12 protein-coding genes are annotated in these 14,239 nt (G+C 63.9%); 6 read left to right on the forward strand and 6 right to left on the reverse strand.

All coding sequences use genetic code 11. The annotated features are described in order from the left end of the window. Window positions 1-4: 4 nt before the first annotated feature. The 3 genes from VF769_RS13530 (at window position 5) to VF769_RS13540 (ending at window position 3,812) form a co-directional block, all read left to right on the forward strand. The gene (locus tag VF769_RS13530; RefSeq protein ID WP_331008950.1) at window positions 5-2,116 is read left to right on the forward strand and encodes an AsmA family protein; all 2,112 of its coding nucleotides are present in this window, start codon (window positions 5-7) and stop codon (window positions 2,114-2,116) included. 66 nt (window positions 2,117-2,182) lie between these two features. After that, window positions 2,183-2,434 (forward strand): hypothetical protein, encoded by a 252-nt coding sequence (locus VF769_RS13535; RefSeq protein ID WP_331008951.1) that lies wholly within the window; start codon window positions 2,183-2,185, stop codon window positions 2,432-2,434. A gap of 52 nt (window positions 2,435-2,486) precedes the next feature. Next, a complete protein-coding gene (locus VF769_RS13540; RefSeq protein WP_331008952.1) occupies window positions 2,487-3,812 on the forward strand; it encodes an aspartate aminotransferase family protein in 1,326 nt (441 codons plus the stop codon). 250 nt (window positions 3,813-4,062) lie between these two features. Here VF769_RS13540 and VF769_RS13545 read toward each other — a convergent pair whose 3' ends face one another. Both VF769_RS13545 and VF769_RS13550 read right to left on the reverse strand, forming a co-directional pair. After that, the gene (locus tag VF769_RS13545) at window positions 4,063-6,090 is read right to left on the reverse strand and encodes an ATP-dependent helicase (protein WP_331008953.1); all 2,028 of its coding nucleotides are present in this window, start codon (window positions 6,088-6,090) and stop codon (window positions 4,063-4,065) included. A gap of 41 nt (window positions 6,091-6,131) precedes the next feature. Beyond that, window positions 6,132-6,569 (reverse strand): DUF2834 domain-containing protein, encoded by a 438-nt coding sequence (locus VF769_RS13550; protein ID WP_331008954.1) that lies wholly within the window; start codon window positions 6,567-6,569, stop codon window positions 6,132-6,134. A 254-nt stretch (window positions 6,570-6,823) separates the two neighbouring features. On the opposite strand from VF769_RS13550, the gene VF769_RS13555 reads away from it, so the two are divergent. Continuing rightward, a complete protein-coding gene (locus VF769_RS13555) occupies window positions 6,824-8,125 on the forward strand; it encodes an MFS transporter (RefSeq protein WP_414731780.1) in 1,302 nt (433 codons plus the stop codon). Between the two features lie 20 nt (window positions 8,126-8,145). On the opposite strand, the gene VF769_RS13560 is transcribed toward VF769_RS13555, so the two are convergent. Further along, on the reverse strand, window positions 8,146-8,661 hold the full coding sequence (locus VF769_RS13560; protein ID WP_331008956.1) for a hypothetical protein: 516 nt from the start codon (window positions 8,659-8,661) through the stop codon (window positions 8,146-8,148). A 51-nt stretch (window positions 8,662-8,712) separates the two neighbouring features. After that, window positions 8,713-9,825 carry an alanine dehydrogenase gene (gene ald, locus VF769_RS13565; protein ID WP_331008957.1) on the reverse strand — a complete coding sequence of 371 codons (1,113 nt, stop codon included), beginning with the start codon at window positions 9,823-9,825 and terminating at the stop codon, window positions 8,713-8,715. Between the two features lie 118 nt (window positions 9,826-9,943). Here ald and VF769_RS13570 point away from each other — a divergent pair, with 118 nt between their 5' ends. Next, a complete protein-coding gene (locus VF769_RS13570) occupies window positions 9,944-10,423 on the forward strand; it encodes an Lrp/AsnC family transcriptional regulator (protein WP_331008958.1) in 480 nt (159 codons plus the stop codon). Window positions 10,424-11,125: 702 nt separating this feature from the next. On the opposite strand, the gene VF769_RS13575 is transcribed toward VF769_RS13570, so the two are convergent. Then, entirely contained in the window at window positions 11,126-11,917 is a 792-nt protein-coding gene (locus tag VF769_RS13575; protein ID WP_331008959.1) for an SDR family oxidoreductase, read from the reverse strand. A 135-nt stretch (window positions 11,918-12,052) separates the two neighbouring features. Between VF769_RS13575 and VF769_RS13580 the strand changes: the two genes are divergently transcribed. Then, the gene (locus VF769_RS13580; RefSeq protein WP_331008960.1) at window positions 12,053-13,795 is read left to right on the forward strand and encodes a tetratricopeptide repeat-containing sulfotransferase family protein; all 1,743 of its coding nucleotides are present in this window, start codon (window positions 12,053-12,055) and stop codon (window positions 13,793-13,795) included. Between the two features lie 30 nt (window positions 13,796-13,825). Here the strand turns inward: VF769_RS13580 and VF769_RS13585 are convergent. Then, window positions 13,826-14,239, reverse strand: a 414-nt coding sequence (locus VF769_RS13585; RefSeq protein ID WP_331008961.1) for a hypothetical protein, incomplete at its 5' end; no start/stop codon positions are given.

Below are 14,239 nucleotides of genomic sequence, written 5' to 3' on the forward strand. Positions count from 1 at the left end.
TGACATGGCCTTCAGCATCAAAGCCCCCAGTCTGAAAACCATCGGCATCGCGATCGGCGCCATCCTGGGCGCGCTCGTGCTCGCCATCGTGCTGTTTTTCGTCTTCTTCCCGAAAGACCTGGCCGCCGCCGAAGCCGAGCGGCGCATCGAGGAAGCCACCGGCCGCCAACTCACATTGGGCGACGATATTCAGGTCACGTTCTGGCCCGCGCTCGGCTTCTCTGTAAACGACGCCGCGCTCTCCAACCCTGAGGGCTTCCCCACCGACGAAGCCTTCCTCGCCGCCAACCGCATCGTCTTCGCCGTCAAGGTGATGCCGTTGCTGCGCGGCGCCATCGAAGTGAAGGAATTGATCCTCGACGGCGCCGAAGTGCGTTTGCGCGCCGAGGAGGACGAAGGCGCCAACAATTGGACCTTCCCGACTGAAAACAATTCCGAGCAGGAAAACACGCTTGAGGATCTGCGCCTCGATGATGTGCGCCTGATCGACAGCATGATCTCGTTCCAAGGCGCTGAAGGCGAGCCGCTCGTGCTGCAGGACGTCGACGCGAGCCTCGCGCTCGAATCGCTCGATCTGCCCGCGCAATTGCAGGCCGCGTTCGATTATCGCAACCAGCGCGTCAATCTGGAGAGCGCTATTGGCCTGCCGCGCGCCGTGCTCGAGCAAGGCGAAACGCCCTTCTCCGCCAGCGTCCGCTCCGATCCGCTGCAAGCCACTTTCGAAGGCGTGTTCAATGCCGACACTGGCGCGCTCGGCGGCAGTGTCGACGCACGCGGCAATTCGTTGCGCGCGCTGATGGCCTGGATCGGCACGCCGATGGCGGCGGGCGGCGGTTTCGGCCCCTTCAGCGTCGAAGCCCAAATGGCGCATGTGGGCCAACAAACCGCGCTCCGCGACGCCACACTTCGCCTTGACGACATCAACGCCAACGGCGCCCTGACGCTCATTACCCAAGAGAGCGGTCGGCTGCGCGTTGACGGCGCGATCAATTCCGCGGCGATCGATCTCAACAATTACCTCGCGGCGCCGGCGCAAGCGGGCCAGGAGGGCGTCGAAGTCGATACCGCGTGGAGCACGTCGCCGCTCGATCTGTCCGGCCTGCGTGCGCTCGACGCCAATCTGCAACTCACCCTCGGCTCCCTGCGCTTCCAGCGCATGAACTTCTCCGACGTCGCACTCGCGCTGCGCGTCGCCAATGGCGCCGCCGACGCGCGCCTCACCCGAATTTCGCTTTACGAAGGCGGCGGCACGGCGCGGCTGATCGCCGACGGCTCGGGCGCGACCCCGCGCATCGCCTTCGAGATCGACGCGCAGAACATCCAAGCCGAGACTCTGCTGCGCGACGCCATTGGCTTCGACAAGATCGTCGGTCGCGGCCGCCTGCGCGCTTCGCTTGTCGGCACAGGCGCTTCGCAAGCCGCTGTCATGCGCAGCCTCAACGGCGCCGCCTCGTTCAATTTCAACGACGGCCAATGGAAAGGCGTGAACTTGGCGCAGATCGCGCGCACGGTGCAGTCGGCGCTCAGCGGCCAGGCCGCAGGCCAAGGCGGCGCCACGGACTTTGCCGAGCTTTCCTCAAGCTTCACCGTGGCCAATGGCGTGATGGCCACGGACAATCTGCGGCTGCTCAATCCCTATGTGCGACTCGAAGGCAGCGGCCTCATCGACATTGGCGCCCAGACCATCGACATGCGTATCGCCCCGCGCGCGGTGAACAATGCGCAAGGCCAAGGCGGCGACGCCAGTATCGCCGGGCTCGGCGTGCCGTTCCGCGTCAGCGGGCCGTGGTCGCGCGTCAGCTTCCGCCCCGCGCTCGAAGAGATCGTGCAAAGCCAATTGCGCGATATCCTCTCACGCCAGGACCAAGGCAGCCCATTGGCCACGCTCGGCGAAGCCCTGTTTGGCCGCACGCCAGCGCCGACGCCCACCACCCCGGCGACGGAGACGGAGACGGAGACGCCGGCCGCAAGCGAAGGCGAAACCCCCACGTCGGAAACACCCGCGCAGCCGGCGCAACCGCAAGAACAAGAGCGCCCGCGCAATCCGCTGGAGGAAATCCTGCGCCGCGCCGCCGAAAGCCGGCGTGACGAGGAGGAAAAGACCACCACGCCCTGAAGCTTTGCTCCAACGCAAAACACAACGCGCCGCGTTCGCCTAAGTCTCGGCCTCAACGGAGGACACATGCAGACCGAACACCTCGACCAGGCGCTGGCGGAAGAATTCGCCGGCCACGGCGAAACGATCCACAAACTCAAGGTCTCGGACCCGCATTTCAAAGCGTTGATGGCCAAGAACCACGAGCTCTGGAAGCAGATTCAGAACATCCAGAACGGCCTCACGCCCACCGCCGACGCCACCCTCGACACGCTCGAAAAGCAGCGGCTGCTCATCCTGGACGACATCGCCGCACGCATCGCCAAGGCCGAAGCCTAGAACTGCGATCACACCCCTTGCGAATGGGTGCGGCGCGGTCGCACAATGGCCCATGCCCGCCGACACGCATCGCCCCAATTCGCTCGATTCCTTCTGGATGCCGTTTACGCCGAACCGGGCGTTCAAGGCCGACCCGCGCATGGTCGTCCGCGCCGAAGGCATGTTCTATTACACGCCCGACGGCCGCGCCGTGCTCGACGGCACCGCCGGTCTCTGGTGCTCCGCCGCCGGCCATAGCCGCACGCCCATCGTCACCGCGATCCAGCGCGCCGCCGCCGAACTGGATTACGCTCCCAATTTCAATCTCGGCCATCCGATCGCGTTCGAATTCGCCAATCGCCTCGCCGGCATCCTGCCCGAGGGGCTCGATCGCATCTTCTATACAAACTCCGGCTCCGAGAGCGCCGACACGGCGTTGAAGATCGCGCTCGCCTACCAGAAAGCGCGCGGCAAACCGGGCAAGTACCGCCTCATCGGCCGCGAGCGCGGTTATCACGGCACCAATTTCGGCGGCATCAGCGTCGGCGGCATCGTCCGCAATCGCATGACCTACGGGCCGATGGTGGCCGGCGTCGATCATCTGCCGCACACGCTCGACATCGCCCGCAACGCCTTCTCGCGCGGCGAGCCGCCCCACGGCATTGAATACGCCGACGCGCTCGAACGCATCGTGCAATTGCATGATTCCAGCACCATCGCCGCCGTGATCGTCGAGCCCGTCGCGGGCTCCACCGGCGTCATCATGCCCCCGCAAGGCTACCTGAAGCGTCTGCGCGAGCTCTGCACCAAGCACGACATTCTGCTGATTTTCGACGAAGTCATCACCGGCTTCGGCCGTCTCGGCGCGCCCTTCGCCTCGCAATATTTCGATGTAAAGCCCGACATTCTGACGATGGCCAAGGCCATCACCAACGCCGCCGTGCCGATGGGCGCCGTCGCGGCGTCACGTGAGATTTACGACACCATCCTCGCCAGCGCCGATACGCCGATCGAACTCTTCCACGGCTACACCACCAGCGGCCACCCGCTCGCCTGCGCCGCCGGCCTCGCCACGCTTGACATCTACCGCGACGAAGCTCTGTTCGAACGTGCGCGCGATCTCTCACCCTATTGGGAAGACGCGATGCACTCCCTGCGCGACGCGCCGCACGTCATCGACATCCGAAACTTGGGTCTCATCGGCGGCGTCGAACTCGAACCCCGCCCAGGCGCACCCACGCAGCGCGCGCTCGAAGCCTTCAAGCTTTGCTTCGACGCGGGCGTGCTCATCCGCGTCACCGGCGACATCATTGCCTTCTCGCCGCCGCTGATCATCGAGAAAAACCAAATCGACCTGATCGTCGACACCCTCCGCGCCGCGTTGGGCGAGATTAAATAGCGTCTGAGCATCGCTCCTTTCGAAGACCACGCCGCGCGCCCGTCTCGCACCTGACGATATCAGCCTATATCAATGCTGGCCTCGCTGTTCTTGAAGGCAATGGCAAGGCCATTGAGGACGCCTACAAGGCCGCCAAGGCGGCCAACGATTCCGTCACGAAGGGACGCGAGGACGCGAAGGAACTCGCTGAGCGCATCAAGCGCGTAGCAGCGATCTCGGCCGTGAATGGCCTAATCAAGGCCATCAAAGGCTAGCTAAACCGCCCCCGCGCCTTCGCGGCGAGATCGATCTTCGGCAGCGGCCCGCGCGGGTACGGCGCTGTGCTATGCGCTTCGCTCTGTTGCGCCCAGGCCTTCTGTTCGAACTTGTCCAGCACCTTGCTCGGAATGAAGCGCGAGCGATTGGCGTAGACGTGCTTGTCGCCGTTCTTGTTTTGCTGCGTGTGATAGAAACGCTGCGGCGTGATCAGGTGCAGATCATCCTTCGCACGCGTCATCGCCACATAGAGCAGGCGCCGCTCCTCCTCCAATTCCGCCGTCGAGCCGGCGCCAAGATCAGACGGCATGCAGCCATCGACCACGTTCAGCACGAACACGTTCCTCCATTCCTGCCCCTTGGCCGAATGGATCGTGGAGAGGATCAGATAATCGTCGTCCTTCGACGCCTTGCCGCTTTCATCGCTCGTCGAGTTTGGCGGATCGAGCGTGAGATCCGTAAGGAAGCTTTGCCGCCCCGCGAACGTCGCGCCGATACGCTGCAATTGCTCAATATCGCCCTTACGCACGCGCGCATCGTCATAGCGCTCCTGCATCAACGGCTCGTACCAACGCGCGACGAGATCAAGATCGCCAGGCCACGCGTTCGCGCGCGTCAGTTCGCCCAGCATATCTTTCAGCGCACTCCACGCTTCGCTCGCGCCCGCCGGCGGCGCCGTGTTGCGTACCGCGCCATAAGCGCCGCTCTCATCCATCGCATCAAGCACGCGCGCGGCTTTGGCTGGGCCTACACCCGGCACCAATTGCAATGTGCGGAAACCCGCCAAGCGATCACCGCCATTCTGCGCCCAGCGCAAAATCGCCAGAAAATCCTTCACATGCGCGGCTTCGAGAAATTTGAGCCCGCCGAATTTCAAGAACGGAATATCGCGCTTGGTCAGCTCCAGCTCCACCGGCGCGGAAAAATCCGCCGCCCGGAACAGCACAGCCTGGCTCTTTAAATCCAAACCGCGCTCGCGCGCTTCCAACACGTGCTCGGCCACGTAAGCCGCCTGCGCCGCCTCATCGCGCACGCTCACCAGATAGGGCGCGACGCCGCCGCTGCGCGTCGTGCGCAGATTTTTCGTGAAGCGCTCGCTCGCCAGATCAATCACCGCGTTCGACGCCTCAAGGATTGGCTCCGTCGAGCGATAATTCTGCTCCAACGTCACCAGCCGCGCCGGCGGATTGTACGCGTTCGGAAAATCCAGAATGTTGCGCACGTCGGCGGCGCGGAACGAATAGATCGATTGCGCATCGTCGCCGACGACGGTGACGCCGCGTCCATCCGGCTTCATCGCCATCAGGATGCGCGCCTGCAATTTGTTCGTGTCCTGATATTCGTCGACCAGCACATGATCGAAGCGCGCGCCGACTTCCGCCGCCAGCGCCGGCTCGCGCATCGCCTCGGCCCAGAGCCAAAGCAGATCGTCGTAATCGAGCACGTTCTGCTTTTGCTTGGCCTCCACGTACGCCGCGAACAGCGTCTTCAGCTCCGCTTCCCATTCGCGGCACCACGGAAACGCCGCCGCCAACGCTTCGCTGATCGTCTCGTCCGCATTCACGACGCGCGAATAGATGGCGAGGCACGTGCCTTTCATGGGAAAGCGCTTCGCGCCCGTCGCCACACCCAGCTCTTGGCGCACCATGCCCATCAGATCGGCGCTGTCGCTGCGATCATGAATGGTGAAATCCGCATCGAGACCAATCACCGGCGCCAAGTCGCGCAACAGCCGCGCGCCGATCGCATGGAACGTCCCCGCCCACGGAATCCGCACATCATTGGCCATCACCTTGCCGACGCGCGCGATCATTTCGCTGGCCGCGCGGCGCGAAAACGTCAGCAGCAAAATCCGCGACGCATCGGCGCCGTTCGCCACCAAATGCGCCACACGATGCGAGAGCGTCTTGGTTTTTCCGGAGCCGGCGCCCGCGATCACCAGCAATGGCGCCAAGCCATGCTCCACCGCCGCGCGCTGCGCCTCGTTCAACTCATCCAAAGCCTGCGCACTGATTCGCGACATGCATGGAGGCTGCCGTGTTTCGCCTTTGTTCGCAACGCGGGCTAGCTCAACACAAACCAGCTAAATCCAGCGATCGCGGCGGTAACGACGAGTATCCCCGCCACATCCACCGCCTTCACCGCCCAAGCCCCGCCAACATCCGGCGCCTTAGCAATCCGCAGCTCGCGTGCGATCATGAAGAGTGGAAACGTCACGCTGATTGCCACCATGAAGCCGAACACAATGTAGAGCCATACGAAGCGCACGCCCAAGCGCCGCGCTTCGATGATCATGAACGCCACCGCCGCCAACAAGAGCAGCCCAAGGTCGACCGTGATCGAACGGCTCGCCGGATTGACGCGCGTCGCGTCCAGAAACGCAAACCCCGGATCGCTTTCGTCCGGCGTGAAGTAGAAAAGGTTCTGGCTCCACGTCGCCACCAGCGCCACGACCGCGATCAACGCATAAAAGCCAATCAGCCAGCGCTGTTGTAACGTCATGTTTTCCTCCCGCGCGCAAAGGCTGGCGCCGCGGACGTGTGACTGCAAGCACGGCGACTCCCTCTCCCTCCCTTGGGAGGGAGAGGGCTGGGGTGAGGGTGGAGCGCAACCGCCTTAAACACACGCGCGAACGAACGACCGGGCGCCCAAACCCAAACACCCGCGCCGCCCTCACCCTGCCCTCTCCCCTCGCGGGGAGAGGGTTCACAGCGGCGCTGCACCCGCGCTAGATCAGAACCAAACAGGGGGCCGCCATCACCACCAGCGCCATCAACACGCCGCACACGCGCCGCGTGCTCACCGCCAGCCTCGTCGGCACCGCGGTTGAGTTCTACGATTTCTACATTTACGCCACGGCGGCCGCCCTCGTGTTCGGGCCGCTCTTCTTTCCATCCGACTCGCCCTCCGCGCAGCTCATGTCGAGCTACGCGACCTTCGCCATCGCCTTCATCGCGCGGCCGGTCGGGGCTGTGTTCTTCGGCCATTTCGGCGACCGCATCGGCCGCAAATCCACGCTCGTCGCCTCGCTCATGCTGATGGGCGGCGCGACCTTCGCGATCGCGTTTTTGCCGACCTACGCGCAAGTCGGTTGGATCGCGCCCTTCCTGCTCTGCGTACTGCGCTTCGGCCAAGGCTTCGGCCTGGGCGGCGAATGGGGCGGCGCGGCTTTGCTCGCTGTCGAGAACGCACCGCCCGGCTGGAAAGCGCGCTTCGGCATGTTTCCGCAATTGGGCGCGCCGGTCGGCTTCCTCGCCGCCAACGGCTTCTTCCTCTTGCTCGGGCTTTTTCTCACGCAAGAGCAATTCATCACCTGGGGCTGGCGCATTCCATTTCTGGCCAGCGCCGCACTCGTCATCATCGGCCTTTGGGTGCGCTTGAAGCTCACGGAAACGCCGGAATTCAAGGAAGCGCTTGAGAAAGCGCCGCCGCCACATGCGCCGCTCGGCGAAGTGCTGGTAAAGCACTGGCCGCAAGTGTTGGGCGGCACGCTCGGCGCCGTCGCCTGCTTCGCCACCTATTACGTCGCGACCGCCTTTGCACTCGGCTACGGCGTCAGCACGCTCGGCTATTCGCGCGAGACGTTCCTCATCGTGCAGCTCATCGCCATTCTCTTCCTCGCCATCGGCATCATCTGGGCCGGCGTGTGGGCCGACAAATCCAACCCGCGCACCGTGCTGATGACAGGCTGCATGCTCACCGTCATCGCCAGCTTCACACTCGCGCCGCTCATGGGCTCCGGCTCGCTCTGGCTGATCGGGCTCTTCCTCGCACTCGCGCAATTGCTGATGGGCTTCGTCTATGGCCCGCTTGGCGCTTGGCTGCCCGGCCTCTTCCCGGCGCGCGTGCGCTACACCGGCGCCAGCATCGCCTTCAATGTCGGCGGCATTCTCGGCGGCGGCCTCACCCCGCTCATCTCCACCCAACTCGTGGAATTGGGTGGGCTCACCTATGTGGGCTTCTATCTCGGCGCCGCGACCGGCCTGAGCTTCATCGCGCTCTTGCTTCTGCGCCAGCCCAAACAAGAAGAAGCGCCCACGCTCACACCGGCCGTGTAGCGGCCCGCCACATCCGGCCGTCAAAAGGTGAAGTCGAGCCCCGCGGCGACCTCCGCTGACACGGCGATAATCTGCTGGTGCGAGAGCGTCTCGGACTCGAGATAGAGATTGAACACCTGCGTCCGCGTCACCGACCCCGAATAACTGAACTGTCGACCGCCCGAATAGGCGCCGGTGTAGGACATCGATGTGCCCCAGGCCTCGCTTATGACCACTGGCCCAGCAATGCTGACGCGTTGTCCGCGCTCAGCAGCGAATTGGCGCTCAAGTTCAATGCGTCGGTCGACAACGAACCGCGCGATCTCCTCAAATCGGTCGGCCGGAATGGCCGCCGGCATCGACGAAACCACCAGCCGCACATCGCGCGATCGTGAAACGAAGGTGCGCTGCTCATCATCATTGGACGGCGCCTCCGCCCAATCGTCGCTCAGTCTCAAGCTGTATGTCGCGGTCTGCACCGGTGCACGTTCCGCCACCGCCGTCCCAGGCGCCATGCAGGCGACCAAGAATGCTGCGGCGACCATCCCTCTGAACATCGCCGCAATGTGCCTGATAACCGCGCGATGTGCAACCTTCGATTGCGACGCTTACACCAACCAATCCGGCCGCTTGAACGCCTTACCCAAATCGCGCGCCACCGCCTCGTGCGTGATCGCGCCTTCATAGACGTTGAGGCCGTTCGCCAGATGCGGATCGTCTTGCAGCGCTTTCTTGTAGCCCTTGTTGGCGAGCGCCAGGGTGAACGGCAGCGTCGCATTGTTGAGCGCGAACGCCGACGTGCGCGACACCGCGCCCGGCATGTTGGCCACGCAATAATGCACAATGCCGTCGACGACGAAGGTCGGCTCGCTATGCGTCGTCGGCTTCGAGGTTTCAAAGCAGCCGCCTTGGTCGATCGAAATATCGACCAGCACCGAACCCGGACGCATTGTCTTCAACATGTCGCGCGTGATCAGCTTCGGCGCGGCCGCACCCGCCACCAGCACGGCGCCGACGACAACGTCCGCTTCCTTGATCGCTTCGGCGATCGCGGCGCTGGTTGAATAGACCGTCTCCAAACGGCCATTGAATTCGCGATCGAGCTCTTCCAGACGCGCCGGGTTCTTGTCGAACACCTGCACGCGCGCACGCATGCCGACCGCGATCTGCGCGGCGTTGTAGCCGGAGACGCCGGCGCCAAGGATCAAAACGCTCGCCGGCTGCACGCCGGGCACGCCGCCCATCAGCACGCCGCGGCCGCCATGCGCCTTCTCCAAAAAGTACGCGCCGACTTGGATAGACATGCGGCCCGCGACTTCCGACATCGGCTTCAGCAACGGCAATCGTCCGTCGCGATCCGTCACCGTCTCGTACGCAATGCAGGTCGCGCCCGACTTCATCAGGCCCGCCGCCTGCTCCGGATCCGGCGCCAGGTGGAGATACGTGAACAGCACGTGATGCGGCTTCAGCCGCGCGATCTCGACGGCTTGCGGCTCCTTCACCTTCACGATCATCTCGGCGTGCTCAAACACGGCGTCGGCGGTCGGCAGGATCTTCACGCCGACTTTCTCGTACACGCTATCCGGCGCGCCGATGCCCTCGCCGGCCTTGGTCTCCAGAAACACCTCGTGGCCGGCGCGGACCAGTTCGGCCGCGCTCTCTGGCGTCAGGCCGACGCGATATTCGTGGACCTTGATTTCCTTCGGGCAGCCGACGCGCATGGGATTTCTCCGCGAGAATAGGATTTGAACGCGGAAATATCCCATTTCTCGTGCATTATCTTCCAAATCCCCCTATCCTGACCGCCCCATACGCCAATTTATAAGCGTCAAACGCCAAATGTCGGAAAAATCTCCCAGCCGGCTCGACGCCTTCGACCAGAAAATCCTGTTCGAGCTGGAGCGCGACGGCATGATGACCGCCGCGGCGCTCGCCGAACGCGTCGGCCTCTCCCCCTCCGCCTGCCATCGGCGGGTCAAAGCGCTCGAAGCGATGGGCGTGATCGAGGGCTACGCCGCGATCCTCTCGGAGACCGCGCTCGGCCGCAGCGCCACCATCTTCGTCGCGGTGACGCTCGAAAACCAAAAGCAGGAAACCATGGCCGCCTTCGAACGCGCCGTCGCCAAATGCCGCGAAGTGCAGGACTGCCACCTGATGACCGGCGAGAGCGATTATCTCTTGCGCATCGTCATTGCCGACGACGACCGCTACGAGCGCGTCCACCAGGACACGCTCTCACGCCTCCCCGGCGTGCGCCGCCTCGTCAGCAATTTCACCATCCGCACCGTGTTCCGCCGCGCCGCGAGCGTGGCGCATTGATCGCCGCTGCGTCCCTTCTCCTGGTTAAGGAGAAGGTGTCGGCGAAGCCGACGGATGAGGTTTACCGTCGAATTCGAGAGTGACGCGGTTGGTCGGCTTTTCGCCGAAGGCGGACATTCGCGCCGAAGGGAAGATTCGCTACGCTGCTTCCGATGAGAACCCTATGGACCCTGCTTTTGGCGGTTTGCCTCTCGGTGGCTCTTGGCTCGTGCCAAGCGCACACAGCGCAGGATCGCGTCGATGCGGCGGCGAGGAGTCCGCCGCCCCCATTCGACCCATGTCTAAACGCCCTAGGCGTGATCCCGTTTGAACCGGGGTCGGATGCGCTGACTCCGCCAGCGCTGGAGTATATTGGAGCCTTGCACGCTCGTTCGCGAATTTGCCAACCAGTTCAAGTCACTCTGGCGATTGCTGGACAGGCTTCGACGCTGTCGTTGGCGAGACGGCGGGTGGAAGCGGTTGAGGCCGAATTGGTTCGCCTGGGTGTTAGGCGAGCATCAATTCGCACGCAGGCATGCACCCCAGCGGCCACCGTGGACGCTTACACAAGCAGAACGTATCCGAACCTAGAGGGAGGCGCGGTGCTGCATGTCTTCTGGCACTATGGCCCGCAAGATCGCATCCCATCATTGCTCTGCTACAACGACAGCGCGCGATGAGACCGAATGTCTGAATCGCGCCAAGAGCGGAAATCTGATCGCCCTAACTCGGCCCCTCATTCAGGCTCGCATACGCAATCCCGCCATCCACGGCGATTGAATCGCCGACGACGTAATCGCCAGCTTTCGACGCCAGGAAGATCGCCGCGCCCGCCATATCTTCGTCGCGTCCGATCCGGCCGGCCGGCGTGCGCGCCGCGACCGCGTCGCCATGATCGCGCGCGGCCTTGTTCATCTCAGATGCAAACGGCCCCGGCGCGATCGCCGTCATGACAATGCGATCCTTGATCAGCCGCGCCGCCATGCGCTTGGTCAGATAGAGCAACGACGACTTCGACGCGTGATACGAATACGTCTCCCACGGATTGAGGCGAATGCCGTCGATCGAGGCGATATTGATCACCTTCGCCGGCCGCTCCGCGCTCGCTGCGTTCTTCAACGCGCCATGCAAGGCTTGCGTCAGGAAGAACGGCGACTTGACGTTCAGATCCATCACCTTGTCCCAGCCGTTCTCGGGAAATTCCTCGAAGGGCGCGGCCCAGGCGGCGCCGGCATTGTTCACCAGAATGTCGAGCTTGCCGTTCTCCAATTCATTGATTTTGGCCGCCAGCGCCTGACAGCCCGCCACCGTCGACACGTCCTGCGGCAACGGAATGCACGGGCCAAACGCGGACAATTCGCCCGCCGCCGCGTCACACGCATCCGCCTTGCGCGAGGAGATATAAACCTTGGCGCCGGACTCCAGAAAGCCGCGCGCAATCATCTTGCCAATGCCGCGCGAGCCGCCGGTCACCAAGGCCACCCGGCCCTTAAGCGAAAACAAATTCTCGATCATGATCCCCCCTCATTTCGCGCGATGATAAGAATTCCCCAGCCGCGCCGCCACAGAAATGACGACCTACGGTAAACGCGTTCGCCCAACAGAGGCCGCGCCTTGTGACCCCGCGCCCCAATGTGCTTCATGGCGGCCATGAACACCAATGTAACGCCCGATGCGTGGGCCTTGCTCCGACAAGCCGAAGCCAGCGCATCCGACGCCAGCGCTTGGCTCAAAGCCGCGCAAGCGCTCTCGCGCATCGGCGAGCAAGCCGCGTCGGAGCAAGCCTTCGCCCGCTATGTCGATCTGGCGCCCGGCCGCAAAGCGCTGGCCGAAGGGTCGCAGCGCCACCAAGCCGGCGATCTCGAAGGCGCCGCGCGGCTCTACCGCGAAGCCATCGCCGCCGACCCGCGCAATGTCGACGCCTTGCGCCTGTTCGCACTCGCCTCCGCCGCCCTTGGCCATCGCAATGAAGCGCTCGCCGCCGGTCGCGAAGCCATCACCATCGCCCCCAATTATCCCGCGGCCTGGGATGCGTTCGGCGTCGCACTCGCCGAAGCCGAGCGCGTCGAGGACGCGGTGCAAGCTTTCGCGCGCGTCGTTTCACTGACGCCGCAGAACCCGACCGCGCACGCCAAACTCGCGCACGCCTTCGTCATCGCCGACGAAATGGAAGGCGCCGAGCGCGCCTATCGCGCCGCACTGCAATTGCGCCCCGACGACGGCATGAGCCTGCTCGGCCTTGGCACGGTGATGAAGACACTCGGCCGCGCGGACGAAGCCATCGCCTGCTTCCGCCGCTGCGTCGAACTCTACCCCCAAGCCGGCGAGGCCTGGTGGAACCTCGCGAATATGAAAACCTATCGCTTCACCGAAGCCGATGTCGCGGCGATGCGCGCCTTGTTGGACGATTCCACCGCCAGCCCATCGGCGCGCGCCAACACGCTCTATGCGCTGGGCAAGGCCTACGAGGATTCCAAACAATACGACGCCGCCTTCGCATCTTATGCGCAAGGCGCGGCCCAACATCGCGCCAGCCTGCGCTATGAATTCGCCAGCGTCGAATCCATGTCGCAACGCGTCGCCAGCGTGTTCACGCGCGATTTCATCGCCGCGCGCAAAGGCCAAGGCTGCGCCGATCCCGCGCCGATTTTCATCGTCGGCATGCCGCGCTCCGGCTCCACCTTGGTCGAGCAAATTCTCGCCAGCCATTCGCTCGTCGGCGGCGGCGGCGAACTCTCCATCCTCGGCCGCATGCTGAGCGAAATGACCAATGCCGGCATCTCCTATCCGGAAATTCTGCGCGACTTCACCGCCGACGATTTCCGCGAAATGGGCGAGACCTACATCAAGCGCGCCGAGCGCCATCGCGGCGACCGCCCCTATTTCATCGACAAGACGCCGCAAAATTTCGGCTCGATCGGCCTCATCGCGCTCATCCTACCAAAAGCAAAAATCATCGACGCGCGCCGCCACCCGCTCGATTCCTGCTTCGGCAGCTTCAAGCAGATGTTCGCGCAAGGCCAAACTTATTCCTACGACCTCGACGAACTCGGCCGCTTCTATCTGCAATACGAACGCCTGATGCAGCACTGGAACAGCGTGCTGCCCGGCCACGTGCTGCGCGTCGATTACGAGGACATGGTGCTCGACCAAGAGCGGCAAACGCGGCGCCTGCTCGACTATTGCGGTCTGCAATTCGAGCCCGCTTGCCTCAATTTCCACGAAACCCAGCGCGCCGTGAACACCGCCAGCTCCGAACAAGTGCGCCAACCGCTCTATAAGAGCTCGCTCGGCGCCTGGCGGCGCTTCGCCCCGCACCTCAAAGGCCTCGAAGCCCAACTCGCCCCCGCCCTCGCCGCGCTCCCCCCCCACATCCGCAACGCCGGCGCCTGAGCCGAGCCACTAGCTCCGCGAATGCGTCGGCTATTCGACATCGGCGTCATCAAAGATGCCTTCGGGCCAACGGCGCGGCAAAGCGCCAATCAACGCAAACGCCACGCCGAGCGCAAGCCAAACCGCGACGGCAAGCCAAGGCATATTGAATGCGCCCGCCACAACTCCCGCCAGCAGGAATACAGGCAAACCCACGACAACAAGCGCCAGGGTCGCCGCCACTCTTGGCGAGGGGATCATGTGGGCCTCCAACCCGCACTTTCGCGTGACGAGAACGATATCCCATACGTAGTCAGGATTGCACCCTTCATCCCCGCCGAAATCGGTAAACGCTGTGCGCCAGGGCCGGGTATGCGCTTGAAACGCACCGCCGCATCGCGACAATCGCCGCCGCACCAGAACACCCCCGAGGAAACGCGCCATGTCCGATCCCGTCATCATCCC

The sequence above is a fragment of the Vitreimonas sp. genome, from assembly GCF_036392335.1.
Taxonomy (GTDB): Bacteria; Pseudomonadota; Alphaproteobacteria; order Caulobacterales; family Aquidulcibacteraceae; genus Vitreimonas.